Raw genomic sequence first — 18,601 nt, forward strand, 5'->3', positions numbered from 1 at the left:
CAGCCCCCCACGCCCGGCAGTGCCGCCGGGCCTCAGGAGTACACGTTGACCAGCACTGCGACGGCGCAGGGGTCCGAGGGTCGCAAGGCCCAGCCGGACCACCTCGGCCATGTCATCTTCATCACCGCGGCCGCGGCCATGGGTGGGTTCCTCTTCGGCTACGACAGCTCCGTGATCAACGGTGCGGTCGAGGGCATTCGCGGGAAGTACGACATCGGCTCCGCAGCCCTGGCCCAGGTCATCGCCATCGCCCTCATCGGCTGCGCGATCGGCGCCGCCACCGCGGGCCGCCTCGCGGACCGCATAGGCCGGATCCGCGTCATGCAGATCTCCGCGACGCTCTTCACCATCAGCGCCGTCGGCTCGGCCCTGCCGTTCGCCCTGTGGGACCTCGCCTTCTGGCGCGTCCTCGGCGGCATCGCCATCGGCATGGCCTCGGTCATCGGCCCGGCCTACATCGCCGAGGTCTCGCCGCCGGCCTACCGCGGCCGCCTCGGCTCCTTCCAGCAGGCCGCGATCGTCGTCGGCATCGCCGTCTCGCAGCTCGTCAACTGGGGCATCCTCAACCTCGCCGACGGCGACCAGCGCGGTCACGTCATGGGCATCGAGGCCTGGCAGCTGATGCTCGGCGTCATGGTCGTCCCGGCCGTCCTCTACGGCCTGCTCTCCTTCGCGATCCCCGAGTCGCCCCGCTTCCTGATCTCCGTCGGCAAGATCGACAAGGCGAAGAGCGTCCTGGCCGACGTCGAGGGCCGCACCGTCGACCTCGACAAGCGCGTGGCCGAGATCGAGGACGCCATGCACAGCGAGGAGAAGTCCACCTTCAAGGACCTCCTCGGCGGCAAGGCGGGCTTCCTGCCCATCGTCTGGGTCGGCATCGGCCTGTCGGTCTTCCAGCAGCTCGTCGGCATCAACGTGGCCTTCTACTACTCGGCCACCCTCTGGCAGTCCGTCGGCATCGACCCGAGCGACTCCTTCCTGTACTCCTTCACGACGTCGATCATCAACATCGTCGGCACCGTGATCGCGATGATCTTCGTCGACCGCGTCGGCCGCAAGCCGCTCGCCATCGTCGGCTCGGCCGGTATGGCCGTCTCCCTCGCCCTCGAGGCCTGGGCCTTCTCCGCGCAGGCCTCCGACGGCTCCCTGCCGACCGCCCAGGGCACCGTCGCCCTCATCGCGGCGCACGCCTTCGTCCTGTTCTTCGCGCTCTCGTGGGGCGTCGTGGTCTGGGTCTTCCTCGGCGAGATGTTCCCCAACCGCATCCGCGCCGCGGCGCTCGGCGTCGCCGCCTCCGCGCAGTGGGTCGCCAACTGGGTCATCACCGCGAGCTTCCCGAGCCTGTCGGACTGGAACCTCTCCGGTACGTACATCATCTACACGGTCTTCGCCGTGCTCTCGATCCCCTTCGTGCTCAAGTACGTCAAGGAGACGAAGGGCAAGGCGTTGGAGGAGATGGGCTAACCCCCCCGCCGCCCTCTCCTCAACAGGACGCTGCCCCGGCTCACCGACGAGCCGGGGCAGCGTCCTGTTTGCGTACGGCGCGAGCGGGGCCGACGCCGGTGGGGCTGGCACGGCCTCGCGCACGGGGCGTAGGGCGGCGGGGCCGCGGCCCACGGCGGAGATCGGGGGCTCCGTGCGGGCGGGCCTACGGCGCCGTGCCGTCATTGCGGGGCGCGCCCCATGCACTGCCGCAGCCGCGGCGCGAAGCCGAGCCGCCGCTGCGCGGCGTCCCGCGGGTTCCCGGCCCGCCGCGCTTCCTCCCGCCGCCGCGACGCCCAGCCGCAGCGCACCTGTCCGGCGCCGCGGGGCTCAGCCGCAGCGCACCTGTCCGGCGCCGCGGGGCCGAGCTCCAGCAGGCTCGTAGCCAAGCCGAGCCTTTGCGCGCGGCGGCCCGTCGATTCCGGGGCCCACCGCTCGACCCTTCCCGCCGCCGTGGCGCTCAGCCCCGACGTGGAGGTCCGCCGGTGCCGTACCGGCCTGCTGCCGCGTGCTCCCGCCGGCTGCCGGTCGGCGCCTCATGCACCGCTGGCTTCCGCCCGCCGTGGCGCTCAGCCACAGCACCGAGGACCGGGGCGCCGTACCGCCCGGCAGTGGGCCCGCAGCAGGCCCGTAGCAGCGGGCCGCGCCCCATGCCATGCCCCATGCCGCGCCGCTACGGGTCAAGCGCGGAGCCTGGTGCACCGCTCGCCGCGAGGCGAAAACGCGGGTGCCCCCACCGTCAGGACGGTGGGGGCACCCGCGTTCAGGAAGCGGGGGCGCGTCAGGCGCCGACCTTCACGCGCTTCTCGTCTCCGGCGTCCGCACCCGCGGCGTCCGCCGCGGAAACCTCGCGCGGCACCGGCAGCACAGCCATGATCAGTGCCGAGATGGCGATCGTGGCGGCCCAGCCCAGCCCGTACTTGCCGACGAACGTCGAGGCCAGCGGACCGGTGAACCAGTCGCACTTGGTGAAGGAGATGCCCGCGGCCAGCGCGACGGTCCAGGCCGTCATCGCCTGCCAGCAGAAGCCGCCCACGTACCAGTAACGGCTGGTGCGGCCGGTGTCCATCAGCGCCTCCGCGTCGTAGCGCACGGCGCGGGCCTTGCGGCGCGCCATGTCGACCGTGTAGACGCCGATCCACGCGGAGAAGGAGACCGCGAGCAGGATCAGGAAGGTGATGAAGGAGCTGAGGAAGCTCTTCGCGACCAGCATCAGCAGCAGACCGCCGACCAGCGAGATCACGGCGTTGATGCTGACGGCCATGGCGCGGGGCAGCTTCACGCCCATCGTCTGGGCGGTGAAGCCGGCCGAGTACATCGAGAGGCTGTTGATCAGCAGCATGCCGACGATGGCGGTGATCAGGTACGGCACGGCCAGCCAGGTCGGGAGGATGTCACCGAGGAAGGACACCGGGTCCGGCGCGTCGGCCAGGCCGGGGGTGGCGACGGCCATGACGGCGCCCATGAGGACCATGGGGACCATCACGATGCCCGCACCGGAGACCGTGGCGCCGACGATCTTCTTGCCGGAGGCGGCGTGCGGCAGGTAGCGCGCGAAGTCGGGGCCGGTGGGGACCCAGCTGATGCCGCCGGCGGCGATGGTGCCGATGCCGGCGATCATCATCGCGGTGGTGCCGGCCGGCTTGGAGAAGACGTCGTCCCACTTGATGTTGGCGATCAGATAGACCAGCACCAGGACGCTGAAGACGCCGAAGAGGTACGTCGACCACTTGTTGCACACGTTCAGCGCCTTGCGCCCCATGCCGCTCACGAGGAACGTGCAGGCGACGAAGGCGAAGAGCGTGATGACGATCAGCGCGGTGTTGCTCTTGATCCCGAAGACCAGGTCGAGAACGGTCAGCACCGCGTAGGCACCGGTGACCGCGTTGATCGTCTCCCAGCCGAAGCGCGCGACCCACAGGATCGCGCCGGGGAAGAGGTTGCCGCGGACGCCGAACGTCGCGCGGGAGAGCATCGCGCCCGGCGCGCCGCCCCACTTGCCGGAGACCGACAGGACGCCGACCATGCCGAACGACGCGAGCGCGGCGCAGGCGGCGACGATCAGGACCTGCCAGAAGTTCAGCTGGTTGAAGACCACCAGGGCCGCGCCCATGGTGAGCAGCAGCACGCTGATGTTGGCCGCGACCCAGGTGGGGACGAGCTCACGGACCCGGCCGTGTCGCTCGTGATCCGGAACGGGCTCGATGCCGCGGGTTTCTATCGCGCCGCCGGATTCGGCGGTGGACAGGTTGGACGCGTTGTCCATGTGGGGGGCTCCGTGCGGGTGAAGCGGGGCGGGAAGCCGGGCAGAAAAGGTCTTTGGGGACTCTACGCGCGTTGCGCAGCCCCACGCCATCGTACTTTGCTCCAAGTTTAGGCTTTTAGTGCCATTGGTCCTTGTCGTAATCTCCAAAGGCCCACGTCAGCGGCGAGGCCGCCTCCCGGCGCCCCCGTGTCCGATACTGGGGGCGTTATGGAAATCGTCATCCTTGCTGTAGTCATCGCTGTGGTCGCGCTCGGCGCGATCAGCGGGCTCGTGGTCAGCAGCCGTAAGAAGAAGCAGCTGCCCCCGGCCCCGCCGAGCAGCCCGTCCGTCACCGCGCCGCCCGCCGAGCCCCACGTCGGCGAGGAGGCCGAGACCCCCAGCGCCGAGCCGCGCCGGACCGTGGAGGAGGTCGAGCTCCCGGCACCCGAGGCTCCGGCCGCCGAAGCCCCCGCCGGGGCGCCCGCCGCCCCGGCCGAGCCCGAGGCGCCCGCCGCGCCCGCGGTCGAGGTGCCCGAGCCCACCGCCGGCCGCCTCGTGCGGCTGCGCACCCGTCTTTCGCGTTCCCAGAACTCCCTCGGCAAGGGTCTGCTGACCCTGCTGTCCCGTGAGCACCTCGACGAGGACACGTGGGAGGAGATCGAGGACACCCTGCTGACCGCCGATGTCGGCGTCGCCCCGACCCAGGAGCTCGTCGAGCGCCTGCGCGAGCGCGTGAAGGTGCTCGGCACCCGCACGCCCGAGGAGCTGCGCGCCCTGCTCCGCGAGGAGCTGCTCACCCTCATCGGCACCGACGCGGACCGCAGCGTCCACACCGAGCCCGGCGTGGGCGTCAACGGCGAGGAGAAGCCCGGCGTCGTCATGGTCGTCGGTGTCAACGGCACCGGTAAGACCACCACCACCGGCAAGCTCGCGCGCGTGCTCGTGGCCGACGGCAAGTCCGTCGTCCTCGGCGCCGCCGACACCTTCCGCGCGGCCGCGGCCGACCAGCTGCAGACCTGGGGCGAGCGCGTCGGCGCCCGTACGGTCCGCGGGCCCGAGGGCGGCGACCCGGCGTCGATCGCCTTCGACGCCGTCAAGGAGGGCATCGCCGAGAACGCGGACGTCGTCCTGGTCGACACCGCCGGCCGTCTGCACACCAAGACCGGCCTCATGGACGAGCTCGGCAAGGTCAAGCGGGTCGTCGAAAAGCACGGCTCGGTCGACGAGGTGCTGCTCGTCCTGGACGCCACCACCGGTCAGAACGGCCTCGTGCAGGCGCGCGTCTTCGCCGAGGTCGTCAACATCACCGGCATCGTCCTCACCAAGCTCGACGGGACCGCCAAGGGCGGCATCGTCGTCGCCGTCCAGCGTGAGCTGGGCGTGCCCGTGAAGCTCGTCGGCCTGGGCGAGGGAGCGGACGACCTCGCGCCGTTCGAGCCCGAGGCGTTCGTGGACGCGCTCATCGGCGACTGAGACGCCGTACCCCCGTCGGCGTCGTCCGAAGGCCGGCCGCCCGCCGGTGAGCCCGTGAGGCGTTCACCGGGCCGGGCGGCCGCCTTGTAGGCGTCCGGGCAGACTCCCGGGGAAGAGTCCCGGGGGGCGTCCGGGCAGGTGCCCGTGAGAATCCGTGAGAATCCGTGAGAAAGGGCCCCCTCCGCAGGTGCAGCTGCGGAAGGGGCCCTTTCGCGTGGGGGCCGGCCGGGAGACCGCCGGGCTTCAGGACGCCGCCGACCGGTGGCACACATACGCGAGGGTGCCGAGGAGCAGCCGGGCCTGCGGGGGGCGGCCCGCGGTGTCCAGCGTGGGCGGGCGGAGCCAGCGCATGGGGCCCAGGCCGGCGTAGTCCGAGGGCGGAGCGGTGACGTGCTCATCGGGCCCCATGCAGCGCAGGTCGAGCCGGGCGTCGTCCCAGCCCATGCGGTAGAGCAGCTGGGGGAGCTCGCCGGCGGCACCGGGGGCGACGAAGAACAGCGCCCGGCCGTGCGGTGTGAGGGCCACGGGGCCGAGCGGCAGCCCCATGCGCTCCAGCCGGGCCAGAGCGTGCCTCCCTGCCGCTTCGGCGACCTCCAGGACGTCGAAGGAGAGGCCCACGGGCAGCAGCACGGCCGCGCCCGGCACCTCGGCCCACGCGGCCGCCGCCGCGTCCAGCGTGGCGCCCGCGGGGACGCGGGGGGCGAAGGAGAGCGGGTGCGCACCGGGGGAGGGGCAGTCGTCGGCACCGCACGAGCAGACCGCGCCGGCCGGGCGGCCCCCGCGGGAGGCGCGGGCGCCGGGCACCACGTCCCACCCCCACAGGCCGGTGTACTCCGCCACCGTCGTGACGCACTCGTACGCGCGTCCGCGGCGCCGAGAGCCCGAGCGCAGATCCCGGATGCCGCCGATTGTGAAGCCCATGCCCCCTCCAACGGGTCGTCCTCGCGGATGGTTACGAGTCGGAGTGTCTCGAACACGGACCGTTGCCGAATCCCTTCCCGAGGCGGCGTGACGGTGTGCGACGGGTGGTGCGGTGCCGGACATGCGCCGGGGCGCGCATCGATCCACTCTCTCCCCGGGCCTTCTCTGATCGTCCCGTGTCAAGTCAATCGCGTGGAGGTGCGGTTGGGTTCATTCCTTGGGGTGGCGAATGGTGGCGTTTACTGGACTGCTCTCGCGTCAGCCGTGATCGTAGGATTACTTTCGGTGCACGAACCCATGGGAGATGCGCCCCGCCGGTGGGTATGCCGGAGGCACGAACCATCTCGTCGCCCGGCCGGAATTTCTCGCGGCCCGGGGTGCATCGCCGCACGGGCCGCCGCAAAAAGCGGCAAGCTGTGCGTGGTTCGGCGGCAAGCTGTGCGTGGTTCACACCGTTCGCGCACAGACAGCAGAGTTCGGGATGGGGGCTTCCAGGTGGGCGGCAACGGCAGCGGCACCGGCGGTGCCGAGAGGGCTGACAAGCGCCCCAACGAGCAGTTGGGCTCCTGGTTCCTGCGCAGCGGATGGTCCAAGGGCGAGCTCGCGCGGCAGGTCAACCGCAGGGCGCGGCAGTTGGGAGCCCACCACATCAGCACGGACACCTCGCGCGTGCGCCGCTGGCTCGACGGCGAGCAGCCGCGCGAGCCCATCCCGAAGATCCTCTCCGAGCTGTTCTCCGAGCGCTTCGGCTGCGTCGTCGGAATCGAGGACATCGGCCTGCGCTCCGCCCACCAGTCCCCGTCCGTCTCCGGCGTCGACCTGCCCTGGGCGGGCCCGCAGACGGTCGAGCTGATCAGCGAGTTCTCCCGCAGCGACCTGATGCTCGCGCGGCGCGGCTTCCTCGGTGCCTCGCTCGCCCTGTCCGCCGGCCCCGCGCTCATCGAGCCCATGCAGCGCTGGCTGGCCCCCGGCCCCGCCGGCCGGGACGGCTCCGGCGCGCCGTCGCAGGACCGCTCCCCGCGCGTGGGCCGCCTCTCCGGCCCCGAGCTCGACCTCCTCGAGTCGACCACCATGATGTTCCGTCAGTGGGACGCCCAGTGCGGCGGCGGCCTGCGCCGCAAGGCCGTCGTCGGCCAGCTCCACGAGGTCACCGATCTGCTCCAGGAACCGCAGCCCGAGGCCACCTCCAGGAGACTGTTCCGGGCCGCCGCCGAACTGGCCGAGCTGGCGGGCTGGATGAGCTACGACATCGGCCTGCACCCCACCGCCCAGAAGTACTTCGTCCTGGCGCTCCACGCCGCCAAGGAAGCGGGCGACCGCTCCCTCGGCGCGTACGTCCTCTCCAGCATGAGCCGTCAGATGATCCACCTCGGCCGCCCGGACGACGCCCTGGAGCTCATCCACCTCGGCCAGTACGGCTCCCGCGAGACGGCCACCGCACGCACCCAGGCGATGCTGTACGCCGTGGAGGCCCGCGCGTACGCCAACATGGGGCAGCCCTCCAAGTGCAAGCGCGCGGTCAACATGGCGGAGGACTGCTTCTCCGACTGCTCCTCCGGGGACGGCGATCCCGACTGGATCCGCTTCTTCTCCGAAGCCGAGCTCAACGCGGAGAACGCCCACTCCTACCGCGACCTCGCCTACGTGGCCGGCCGCAGCCCCACGTACGCCTCCCTCGCCCGTCCCAAGATGGAGCGCGCCGTCGAGCTCTTCGCGCAGGACACCGAGCACCACCGTTCGTATGCGCTCAACCTCATCGGCATGGCCACCGTCCATCTGATGGAGGGGGAGCCGGAGCAGTCCACGATCCTCGCCGGCAAGGCTCTCAAGATTGCCAGGCAGGTGCGGTCGGAGCGGGTGAACAACCGACTCCGTAAGACCGTCGACAATGCGGCGCGTGATTTCGGGGATGTCGCCGAAGTCGTCGCCCTCACCGAACAGATCACCGTTCACCTGCCGGAATCGGTGGAAGCCGCCCAAGCGGTCTGACCACCACCGGCCCCCGTACCCGGCCGCGACGCTCCTCCCGAACAGCCCGACTCGGCTCCCCCACGCCAGGTCACACCGGGCGGACGTCGCGGTCGGCCTCGTGCGCCGGCGAGAGTGATGCGGCTGCGGTGCCGGGGCGGCCCACGGGTGCTACGGGGCGGCGAAGGCTAGCGGCGATCACCCGCCTGCCGCGGCCGATTCACCCGGGCGTAACACTCCCGCCGTCTTCGTCACTGCGGCGAAACAACCAGCAGCATCGGCTGAAATCCCGCTGCGCCAACCTCATGGCGAAAACCGGCCCACTGAGGCCGCCGCTTCGAGGAGACACCGACCATGAATGGCGCGGATACCGCATTCGTATTGATCAGTGCCGCACTCGTGATGCTGATGACACCGGGGCTGGCCTTCTTCTACGGCGGCATGGTGCGGGTCAAGAGCGCCCTGAACATGCTGATGATGTCGTTCATCTCGCTCGGCATCGTCACCGTCCTGTGGGTGCTCTTCGGCTATTCGCTCGCCTTCGGCGACGACGTCGGCGCAGGACTGCTCGGCGATCTCGGTCACATCGGCTTCAAGGGCATCGGCCCCGAAACCCTGACCGGAGGCAAGGAAGGCATCCCTGTCTTCGCCTTCGCCCTCTTCCAGCTGATGTTCGCCGTGATCACCCCGGCACTGATGAGCGGGGCGCTCGCCGACCGCGTGAAGTTCAGCGCCTGGACCCTGTTCATCACCCTCTGGGTGTCCGTCGTCTACTTCCCCGTCGCCCACTGGGTCTGGCAGGCCGACGGCTGGCTGTTCAAGCTCAAGGTGATCGACTTCGCGGGCGGCACCGCGGTCCACATCAACGCGGGCATCGGCGCCCTCGCCGCCGTTCTCGTCGTCGGCAAGCGCATCGGCTTCAAGAAGGACCCCATGCGCCCGCACAGCCTGCCCCTGGTGATGCTCGGGACCGGCCTGCTGTGGTTCGGCTGGTTCGGCTTCAACGCCGGCTCCGCGCTCGCCGCCAACGGTGCCGCCGCCAACATGGCCATGAACACCCAGGTCGCCACCGGCGCCGCCATGCTCGGCTGGCTCGCCTACGAACGCATCCGGCACGGGGCCTTCACCACCCTGGGCGCCGCCTCGGGCGCCGTCGCGGGCCTCGTCGCCATCACCCCCTCCGGCGCGGCGGTCAACGCCTTCGGTGCCCTCCTCATCGGCGTCGTCGCCGGCGCCGTCTGCTCCTGGGCCGTGAGCCTGAAGTTCAAGCTCGGCTTCGACGACTCCCTCGACGTCGTCGGCGTCCACCTCGTGGGCGGCGTCATCGGCACCCTCCTCGTCGGCCTCCTCGCCACCGACGGCGTCGGCGGCGCCACGCAGCTCGGCCGGCAGGCCGCCGGAGCCTTCTCCGTCATGGCCTACTCGTTCACCGTCTCCTGGCTCCTCGCCAAGCTCGTGGACAAGACCATCGGCTTCCGGGCCGCCGAAGACGACGAGATCAGCGGCATCGACCAGGCCTTCCACGCCGAGACCGCCTACGACCACAGCGGAGTCGGCGCCGCCGCCCGCGCCCTCGCGCCCGCCCCGCACCGGCCGGCCGCGAGCGCGGAGGAGACCGGCCGGGAACCGTCCGGCCGCGGGCAGGCCGACCCGGAGCAGGCCGCCGAGCCGAAGAACAAGAAGGTGGACGCATGAAGCTCATCACGGCGATCGTCAAGCCCTTCCGCGTCGACGAGATCAGGGAGGCCCTCCAGACCTTCGGGGTCCAGGGCCTGACCGTCAGCGAGGCCAGCGGCTACGGCCGCCAGCGCGGCCACACCGAGGTCTACCGCGGCGCCGAGTACCGCGTCGACCTCCTCCCCAAAGCCCGCATCGAGGTCCTCGTCGAGGACGACGACGCCGAGGACGTCATCGACGTCATCCTCAAGAAGGCCCACACCGGCAAGATCGGCGACGGCAAGGTCTGGGTCGTCCCCGTCGAGACCGTCGTCCGCGTACGCACCGGCGAGCGCGGCCCCGACGCCCTCTGACACCCGCCGGACCGCCCCGAAGGGAGCCGAGTTGACCGACCCGCGAACCTGCCCCGCCGACTCGGAACCCAGCGGCTACGCGGCCGCCCGGCTGCGCCTCCTGCACCAGGGGGCGCTCACCGGGCCGCCGCGCCGCGCCGCCCTCGCCCGCCTCACCGACCAGTGGCTCGGCGCCCTGCTCGGGGAGACGCAGGGCGTCGCCCTCGTCGCCGTCGGCGGCTACGGGCGGGGCGAACTGTCGCCCCGCAGCGACCTCGACGTCCTCCTCCTGCACGACGGCACCGCGGACATCTCCAAGATCGCGGCCATCGCCGACCGCGTCTGGTACCCCGTCTGGGACATGGGGCTCGCCCTCGACCACTCCGTGCGCACGCCCGCCGAGGCCCGCCGCACCGCCGCCGGCGACCTCAAGGTCCACCTCGGACTCCTCGACGCCCGCCACCTCGCCGGCGACGAACAGCTCACCGCCGCGCTGCGCACCACCGCCTACGCCGACTGGCGCGCCCAGGCCCCCGCCCGCCTCGCCGAGCTACGCGAGCTCGGCGACGAGCGCACCCGGCACCAAGGCGAACTCCGCTTCCTCCTCGAACCCGACCTCAAGGAGGCACGGGGCGGCCTCCGCGACGCCACCGCGCTGCGCGCCGTCGCCGCCTCATGGCTCGCCGACGCGCCCCGTGCCGGACTCGAACGCGCCCGCACCCACCTCCTCGACGTCCGCGACGCCCTCCACCTCACCACCGGGCGCGCCACCGACCGGCTCGCGCTCCAGGAGCAGGACCAGGTCGCCGAGGCCCTCGGCCTCGCCGACGCCGACGGCCTCCTGCACGGGGTCTACGAGGCCGCCCGTACGGTCTCCTACGCCGCGGACGTCACCTGGCGCGAGGTCGGGCGGATCCTGCGCGCCCGCTCCGTGCGGCCCCGGCTGCGCCGCATCCTGGGCGGGCGCGGAGGGCGCGGCGGCTTCGCCGAGGTCGAGCGGCTCTCCCTCGCCGACGGCGTCGTCGAGCAGGAGGGCGAAGCCGTGCTGGCCCGCACCGCGCGGCCCGAGCGAGACCCCGTCCTGGCGCTGCGCGCAGCAGCGGCGGCGGCCCAGGCCGGCCTGCCGCTGTCGCCCCATGCGGTGCGCCGCTTGGCGGCCTCGGCGGGCCCCATGCCGCAGCCCTGGCCGGCCGAAGCCCGCGAGCAGCTCCTGACGCTCCTCGGCGCGGGGCCGCCCACCGTGCCCGTCTGGGAGGCCCTCGAAGCCGAAGGGATCGTCTCCCGGCTGCTGCCGGAGTGGGAGCACGTGCGCTGCCGCCCCCAGCGCAACGCCGTCCACCGCTGGACCGTCGACCGGCACCTCATCGAGACGGCCGTCCGGGCGGCCGCCCTCACACGCCGCGTGGGGCGCCCGGACCTCCTGCTCGTCGCCGCGCTCCTGCACGACATCGGCAAGGGGCGGCCCGGCGACCACTCCGTGACGGGCGAGGCCCTCGCGCGCGACGTCGCCCGCCGGATCGGCTTCGGCACCGCCGACACCGACGTCCTGGCCACCCTCGTCCGGCACCACCTGCTGCTCATCGACACCGCCACCCGGCGTGACCTCGACGACCCGGCGACCGTCCGCACGGTCACCGACGCCGTGACCGACACGGCCACGCTGGAGCTCCTGCACGCCCTCACCGAGGCCGACGCCCTCGCCACGGGGCCCGCCGCATGGAGCGCCTGGCGGGCGTCGCTCGTCGCGGACCTGGTGCGCCGCGCCGCGGCGGCCCTGGCGGGCGGAGCGGACGAGGGGCCCCGTGCCCCCGCCCCGCCCGCTCCGGAGGCCCTCAAACTGGCCGGCGAGGCCCTCCGCACGGGTGCCCCGGCGCTGACCCTGGAGCCCCGCTCCGAAGGCGTGGAGCCGGCAGAGGACGGCGCCCCGGTGCCGGTCGGCATGGAGCTGCGGATCGCGGTGCCCGACCAGCCCGGCGTGCTGCCCGCGGCCGCCGGTGTCCTGGCGCTGCACCGGCTGACGGTGCGGACGGCGGACCTGCGCGCCGTGGACGGGGCGCTGCTGCTGAACTGGCGCGTGGCGGCCGAGTACGGCGCCCCGCCCGAAGCGGCCCGCCTGCGCAAGGACCTCGTGCGCGCCCTTGACGGCTCCCTCGACGTCCCCGGCCGCCTGGCCGAGCGCGAGGCGGCGTACAGCAGACGCCGGCGGGGCGTGGTGCACGCCCCGCCGAGCGTGACCGTCGCCGCGGCCGCCTCGCACGGGGCCACGGTCCTGGAAGTGCGCGCCCAGGACGAACCCGGCCTCCTCCACCGCATCGGCCGAGCCCTGGACGAGGCGGGAGTGTGGGTGCGCAGCGCCCGCGTGAGCACGCTCGGGGCGAGTGCGGTGGACGCGTTCTACGTGACCGGCCCGGACGGCGCCGCGCTCACGCCCCGTGCGGCCTCCGCGATCGCCCGCGGGATGGAGGAGGCGCTGGGCGGCTGACCGGACCGGGAGGGTGCGGATACCCTTGGGGGTCAGCCGCCGACTTGACACTCAACAAGAAGGATCCGCGACCACCGTGTTCGATACCCTCTCCGACCGCCTCGCAGCGACTTTCAAGAACCTCCGGGGCAAGGGCCGCCTCTCCGAGGCGGACATCGACGCCACCGCGCGCGAGATCCGTATCGCCCTGCTCGAGGCGGACGTGGCCCTGCCGGCCGTCCGTTCGTTCATCAAGCAGGTCAAGGAGCGGGCGCTCGGCGCCGAGGTCTCGCAGGCCCTCAACCCCGCCCAGCAGGTCATCAAGATCGTCAACGAGGAGCTCATCGGCATCCTCGGCGGCGAGACCCGGCGCCTGCGCTTCGCCAAGACCGCGCCGACCGTCATCATGCTCGCCGGTCTCCAGGGTGCCGGTAAGACGACGCTCGCCGGCAAGCTCGGCCGCTGGCTGAAGGCCCAGGGCCACAGCCCGCTGCTCGTCGCCTGCGACCTCCAGCGCCCCAACGCCGTAAACCAGCTCAGCGTCGTCGCCGAGCGCGCCGGCGTCGGCGTGTATGCCCCGCAGCCGGGCAACGGCGTGGGCGACCCCGTCCAGGTCGCCAAGGACTCGATCGAGTTCGCCCGCACCAAGCAGTACGACATCGTCATCGTCGACACCGCCGGTCGCCTCGGTATCGACGCCGAGATGATGCAGCAGGCCGCCGACATCCGTGACGCCGTCTCCCCGGACGAGATCCTCTTCGTCCTGGACGCCATGATCGGTCAGGACGCGGTCAACACCGCCGAGGCCTTCCGCGACGGCGTCGGCTTCGACGGCGTGGTGCTCTCCAAGCTCGACGGCGACGCCCGCGGTGGTGCCGCCCTGTCGGTCGCGCACGTGACCGGCAAGCAGATCATGTTCGCCTCCAACGGCGAGAAGCTGGACGACTTCGACGCGTTCCACCCGGACCGCATGGCGTCCCGCATCCTGGGCATGGGCGACATGCTCAGCCTGATCGAGAAGGCCGAGCAGACCTTCAGCCAGGACGAGGCCGAGAAGATGGCGGCCAAGCTGGCGAAGGGCCCCAAGGAGTTCACGCTCGACGACTTCCTGTCGCAGATGGAGCAGGTCCGCAAGATGGGCTCCATCAGCAAGCTCCTCGGCATGCTGCCGGGCATGGGGCAGATCAAGGACCAGATCAACAACCTGGACGAGCGCGACGTCGACCGCACCGCCGCGATCATCAAGTCGATGACCCCGGCCGAGCGCCAGGACCCGACGATCATCAACGGCTCGCGCCGGGCCCGTATCGCCAAGGGTTCGGGCGTGGACGTCAGCGCCGTCAAGAACCTGGTGGAGCGCTTCTTCGACGCCCGCAAGATGATGTCGCGCATGGCGCAGGGCGGCGGCATGCCGGGGATGCCGGGCCTGCCGGGCATGGGCGGCGGCGCCGGCCGCAAGAAGAAGCAGCAGAAGCAGGCCAAGGGCAAGCGCCAGAGCGGCAACCCGATGAAGCGCAAGGCCGAGGAGCAGGCCGCGGCCGCGCGCCGCGAGCAGCAGGCGGGGGGCGCCCTGGGCCTGCCCGCCGGCCAGGACGCTAAGGACTTCGAACTGCCGGACGAGTTCAAGAAGTTCATGGGCTGAGCCCCGCGGGGCCCCGTGCGGGCCTTCGCGGGCCCCGTGCGGCGCGCCCCACGGTGCTCGCCCCGCAGTACGACACAGCCCCCGCGGCCGGGCAGGCCGCGGGGGCTGTCGCATGCGCGCTGCGCTAGGCGCGGGCTATCAGATAACGGAAGACATTGGGCATCCATACGGTGCCGTCGCGGCGCAGATAGGGGTGGAGCGCCTCGGAGAGCTCCTTGACGACCTGCTCCTCGTCGGTGGCGCGCACGGCCGCGTCGAAGGCGCCGGTGGAGAGCATGCCGCGTACCGCGCTGCTCATGTCGGCATAGCCATAGGGGCAGGCCACCCGGCCCGAGCCGTCCGGGCGGAGCCCGGCCTGCTGGGCCAGGTTCTCCAGGTCGTCGCGGCCGCAGGGCCGCCAGCGCGCCGGCGCGCACATGGGGTCCGCAAGCCGGGCCGCAACTCGAAGCGCCCCTGACGCCGCACAGCGCTCCTGAGGGCCCCAGCCCGCCAGCACCACGGGGGCGCCCCGCGCCGCGCACGAGGCGGCCCGGGCCAGCGCCGTGGCCATGCCTTGCGCACTGCCGCCCGCGCAGTACAGCGGGTCGAAGGCGGTGACGAGGTTGAAGGCAGGGGCTCCGTCGTCCATGACGCTCTCCGGGGCCCCGTGCCCCAGGCGCGCGGCGCCGCCCCCCTCGGGCAGCAGCCGCTCGCGGGCGAGGGCGAGCCGGCGCCCGTCGGGGTCCACACCGGAGACCGCGGCGCCGCGCCACGCCGCCATGAGCAGGGCCAGGCCGGAGCCGCAGCCCAGGCTGAGCAGCCTGGTGCCGGAGCCGACCTCCAGGCGTTCGTACACCGCTTCGTAGAGCGGCACCAGCATCCGTTCCTGGATTTCCGCCCAGTCGCGGGCCCGTGACTCGGGCGACGAAGAGGACGGCCGGTGCCGCCGTACGAGCGTAGGTGTCATGGAAAGCGCCCCAATCCGCCGAGAGACGTGTGCATGCCCGATCCACCGCCCCCCGTGTACTGCCGTGCGCACTGCCGAGAAAGCCCCCCTTGTGCCAGGGAACTGCGCATCGGTTCCCGAGTCCAGGGGATGACGCCGGCGCGTTCCCGTACGCCCACGATGGCATGTGCCGGGCGCATCCGCACGGGCGCCGTACGGGGGCGCACAGCCGCCGGGGGCGGCGTGCGAGGGGCACGGGGCGGGGGCGAGGGGAGCGGATTCACGCTCCGACGGATCGGCCCCGTACCATTCGCACCATGGCAAAGGCTCCCATTCTCACCCCCCAGGCGGACGACTTCCCGCGCTGGTACCAGGACTTGATCAACAAGGCCGAGCTGGCCGACAATGGCCCGGTGCGCGGCACCATGGTCATCCGACCGTACGGGTACGGGCTCTGGGAGCGCATGCAGCAGGAGATGGACGCGCGCATCAAGGACGCGGGCGCCTCCAACGCGTACTTCCCCCTCTTCATCCCGCAGTCGTACCTGACGCGCGAGGCCGAGCACGTCGAGGGCTTCGCCCCCGAGCTCGCGGTCGTCACGCACGGCGGCGGCAAGGAGCTGGAGGAGCCGGTCGTCGTCCGGCCCACCTCCGAGACGATCATCAACGAGTACTTCTCCAAGTGGGTGCAGAGCTACCGCGACCTGCCCCTGCTGATCAACCAGTGGGCCAACGTGGTCCGTTGGGAGATGCGCCCGCGCGTCTTCCTGCGCACGAGCGAGTTCCTCTGGCAGGAGGGCCACACGGCGCACGCCACCTACGAGGACGCGCGTGACTACGCCGCCCGCATCCACCGCGACGTCTACTACGACTTCATGGTCAACGTCCTGGGCATCGACGTCGTCCTGGGCCGCAAGACGGCCAAGGAGCGCTTCGCGGGCGCGATCAACACCCTCACCCTCGAGGGCATGATGGGCGACGGCAAGGCGCTGCAGCTGGGTACCAGCCACGAGCTGGGCCAGAACTTCGCCAAGGCCTTCAACACCTCGTACCTGTCCAAGGACGGCCACCAGGAGCTGGTGTGGCAGACGTCCTGGGGCGTCTCCACCCGCATGGTGGGCGGTCTGATCATGTCGCACGGTGACGACAACGGCCTGCGCGTGCCGCCGCGCCTGGCGCCGGTCCAGGCCGTCGTCCTCGCGATCAAGGGCGACGACGCCGTCATCGCCAAGGTGCGCGAGATCGGCGACCAGCTGAAGGCCGCCGGGATCCGGGTGCAGGTCGACGACCGCACCGACACGCCGTTCGGCCGCCGCGCCGTGGACTGGGAGCTCAAGGGCGTCCCGGTGCGCATCGAGGTCGGCCCGCGCGACCTGGAGAACGGCACCGCGATGCTGGCCCGCCGCATCCCGGGCGGCAAGGAGCCGGTCCGTCTCGAGGAGCTCGTTGCACTCCTGCCGAAGGTCCTCGAGGAGGACCAGGCGCTGCTGCTGAGCCAGTCGCGCGAGCGCCGTGAGGCTCGTACGGCCGACGTGAAGACCATCGAGGAAGCCGCCGAGGCCGCCGTCGCCGGCGGCTGGGCGCGGATCCGCTGGGCCGACCTCGGCCCGGAGGGCGAGGCCAAGCTGGCCGAGCAGGCCGTGACCGTGCGCTGCCTCGTGGGCGAGGACGGCTCCGTGCCGGAGGCGGACGACGCCCCGGGCACGATCGCGATCGTCGCGCGCGCCTACTAGGTGCCGCGCGCCTAGGGCCCTGCCCCAGGCTGCACAGGGGGGCGGAGAGCCCTGCCGGTGCGCAGTGGTTCACGCTCCGCGGGGCGCCTTCGGGCGCCCCGCTGTTCGTAGGGGCGCACGCCCCCCGGTGCGCGCTTACTGGTGAGTCAGTACGTCCCGGGTTGCGAACGGGTGCGCGGCTTCTCCATAGATCTGCGCACCCGCCCTCGTCGCGACGCATGAGCGTGAAACTGACTGGTACGTGCAAATTATTTGGGATGGCCCGGTATCGGAACACCGGGCCGTCCCTGCTCGTTGTCACGACGTGAGCACGACACCACCTGTTCTCGCCGCAGAGCTGGCGCAGGCGTGGGCCGACATTCAGCGGCACCACCCCGAGCTGCCGGATCTAGCCGCGCCCGAATCGCTGATCGGGGAGTCGTCGTCCGCATGCGGCGCCGAGCTCTCCTTCGAACGGCTGCTGCACGAGGCAGTGCACGGCATCGCGGCCGCCCGCGGTGTCCGTGACACTTCCCGCGCGGGCCGCTACCACAATCGCCGGTTCCTGGCGATCGCCGAGGAGCTCGGACTCGACCACAGCGAGGATCCGCATCCCAGCAGCGGCTTCTCCCTGGTCGTGCTCAACCCGGAGGCGCGCAAGCGCTACCGCCCCACCATCGACAGACTGCAGCGCGCCCTCAAGGCGCACACGGTCGCCACCACCGCCGACACCTCGCGGACGTTCCGCGGGCCGGCGGCGCGGCACGGCTCGTCCGGCGGCGGGGTGCGGGTCAAGGCGGTGTGCGACTGCGGCCGGAACGTGCGCGTCGTGCCCTCCGTGCTGGCCCAGGCGCCGATCATGTGCGGCGGCTGCGGGCAGCCCTTCCGCATTCCGGAGGCGGTCACGGTCGGCTGACCTGGAGGGGTGTGGCACAATGGGACGCTGTACTCGACAGTCGCATAGGACCCCTCTCTCCTCCGGCTGGCGCGTCCATCGGGCATCCGAGTACCGCAACCCCACGTGGCATCTCGTTGTGCCCAACCACGTCAAGACCAGGAGACACCACTCCCGTGGCAGTCAAGATCAAGCTGAAGCGTCTGGGCAAGATCCGTTCGCCTCACTACCGCATCGTCATCGCCGACTCCCGCACCCGCCGTGACGGCCGGGCCATCGAGGAGATCGGTCTGTACCACCCGGTGCAGAACCCCTCGCGCATCGAGGTCGACTCCGAGCGTGTCCAGTACTGGCTGGGTGTCGGCGCGCAGCCGACCGAGCCCGTCATGGCCATCCTCAAGGTCACCGGCGACTGGCAGAAGTTCAAGGGCCTGCCGGCTCCGGCCCCGATGCTCGTCGCCGAGCCGAAGAAGGACCACAGCGGTCTCTTCGACGCCGTCGTGAGCGCCGCGGGCGAGACGAAGGGTGAGGCCATCACCCCGAAGGCGAAGAAGTCGGAGAAGAAGGACGAGGCCGCTGAGGCCGAGTCCGCTGAGTCGACCGAGGCCTGAGGATGCTCGAGGAGGCCCTTGAGCACCTCGTGAAGGGCATCGTCGACAACCCCGACGAGGTGCAGGTCGCTTCGCGCAACCTGCGCCGTGGGCGCGTGCTGGAGGTCCGGGTTCACCCGGACGACCTCGGCAAGGTGATCGGCCGTAACGGCCGCACCGCGCGTGCCCTGCGCACCGTCGTGGGCGCCATCGGCGGCCGTGGTATCCGCGTCGACCTCGTCGACGTGGATCAGGTCCGCTGAGAAGCGGTTGAGCAC

Annotated in this window: 14 protein-coding genes; 11 read left to right on the plus strand and 3 right to left on the minus strand. The window is 71.9% G+C overall.

Annotated elements, in window-relative coordinates:
• The first annotated feature begins 45 nt into the window (after nt 1–45).
• On the plus strand, nt 46–1,464 hold the full coding sequence (locus ACSNOG_RS04340; protein ID WP_436751169.1) for a sugar porter family MFS transporter: 1,419 nt from the start codon (nt 46–48) through the stop codon (nt 1,462–1,464).
• A 799-nt stretch (nt 1,465–2,263) separates the two neighbouring features.
• Here the strand turns inward: ACSNOG_RS04340 and ACSNOG_RS04345 are convergent.
• Nucleotides 2,264–3,748 carry a purine-cytosine permease family protein gene (locus ACSNOG_RS04345; protein WP_436751170.1) on the minus strand — a complete coding sequence of 495 codons (1,485 nt, stop codon included), beginning with the start codon at nt 3,746–3,748 and terminating at the stop codon, nt 2,264–2,266.
• Between the two features lie 207 nt (nt 3,749–3,955).
• On the opposite strand from ACSNOG_RS04345, the gene ftsY reads away from it, so the two are divergent.
• Complete coding sequence (gene ftsY / locus ACSNOG_RS04350; protein ID WP_436751171.1) at nt 3,956–5,200, plus strand: signal recognition particle-docking protein FtsY; 1,245 nt, start codon at nt 3,956–3,958, stop codon at nt 5,198–5,200.
• A 243-nt stretch (nt 5,201–5,443) separates the two neighbouring features.
• On the opposite strand, the gene ACSNOG_RS04355 is transcribed toward ftsY, so the two are convergent.
• Complete coding sequence (locus tag ACSNOG_RS04355; protein WP_436751172.1) at nt 5,444–6,121, minus strand: bifunctional DNA primase/polymerase; 678 nt, start codon at nt 6,119–6,121, stop codon at nt 5,444–5,446.
• Nucleotides 6,122–6,616: 495 nt separating this feature from the next.
• Between ACSNOG_RS04355 and nsdA the strand changes: the two genes are divergently transcribed.
• From nsdA to ffh, 5 genes are all read left to right on the plus strand, one after another.
• Nucleotides 6,617–8,110, plus strand: coding sequence for a transcriptional repressor NsdA (gene nsdA, locus ACSNOG_RS04360; RefSeq protein ID WP_436751173.1), 1,494 nt, complete (start codon nt 6,617–6,619; stop codon nt 8,108–8,110).
• Nucleotides 8,111–8,443: 333 nt separating this feature from the next.
• Nucleotides 8,444–9,784, plus strand: a complete 1,341-nt coding sequence (locus tag ACSNOG_RS04365) for an ammonium transporter (RefSeq protein ID WP_436751174.1) — start codon at nt 8,444–8,446, stop codon at nt 9,782–9,784.
• A complete protein-coding gene (locus ACSNOG_RS04370) occupies nt 9,781–10,119 on the plus strand; it encodes a P-II family nitrogen regulator (RefSeq protein WP_058046471.1) in 339 nt (112 codons plus the stop codon). Before ACSNOG_RS04365 ends, ACSNOG_RS04370 begins: the two co-directional genes overlap by 4 nt.
• A 31-nt stretch (nt 10,120–10,150) precedes the next feature.
• Nucleotides 10,151–12,580 carry a [protein-PII] uridylyltransferase gene (locus tag ACSNOG_RS04375; protein ID WP_436751175.1) on the plus strand — a complete coding sequence of 810 codons (2,430 nt, stop codon included), beginning with the start codon at nt 10,151–10,153 and terminating at the stop codon, nt 12,578–12,580.
• A gap of 76 nt (nt 12,581–12,656) precedes the next feature.
• The gene (gene ffh, locus ACSNOG_RS04380) at nt 12,657–14,201 is read left to right on the plus strand and encodes a signal recognition particle protein (protein ID WP_436751176.1); all 1,545 of its coding nucleotides are present in this window, start codon (nt 12,657–12,659) and stop codon (nt 14,199–14,201) included.
• A 124-nt stretch (nt 14,202–14,325) separates the two neighbouring features.
• Here ffh and ACSNOG_RS04385 read toward each other — a convergent pair whose 3' ends face one another.
• A complete protein-coding gene (locus ACSNOG_RS04385; RefSeq protein WP_436751177.1) occupies nt 14,326–15,147 on the minus strand; it encodes a class I SAM-dependent methyltransferase in 822 nt (273 codons plus the stop codon).
• Between the two features lie 296 nt (nt 15,148–15,443).
• Here ACSNOG_RS04385 and proS point away from each other — a divergent pair, with 296 nt between their 5' ends.
• The 4 genes from proS (at nt 15,444) to ACSNOG_RS04405 (ending at nt 18,586) form a co-directional block, all read left to right on the plus strand.
• Complete coding sequence (gene proS / locus ACSNOG_RS04390) at nt 15,444–16,859, plus strand: proline--tRNA ligase (protein WP_436751178.1); 1,416 nt, start codon at nt 15,444–15,446, stop codon at nt 16,857–16,859.
• Nucleotides 16,860–17,163: 304 nt separating this feature from the next.
• Nucleotides 17,164–17,754, plus strand: a complete 591-nt coding sequence (locus ACSNOG_RS04395; protein ID WP_058046476.1) for a hypothetical protein — start codon at nt 17,164–17,166, stop codon at nt 17,752–17,754.
• A gap of 155 nt (nt 17,755–17,909) precedes the next feature.
• Nucleotides 17,910–18,344, plus strand: coding sequence for a 30S ribosomal protein S16 (rpsP, locus tag ACSNOG_RS04400; protein ID WP_179082843.1), 435 nt, complete (start codon nt 17,910–17,912; stop codon nt 18,342–18,344).
• Nucleotides 18,345–18,346: 2 nt separating this feature from the next.
• Nucleotides 18,347–18,586, plus strand: coding sequence for an RNA-binding protein (locus ACSNOG_RS04405; RefSeq protein ID WP_020868149.1), 240 nt, complete (start codon nt 18,347–18,349; stop codon nt 18,584–18,586).
• The last annotated feature ends 15 nt before the right edge of the window (nt 18,587–18,601 follow it).

Source organism: Streptomyces sp. URMC 124 (assembly GCF_051386455.1).
In the GTDB taxonomy this organism is placed as follows: domain Bacteria; phylum Actinomycetota; class Actinomycetes; order Streptomycetales; family Streptomycetaceae; genus Streptomyces.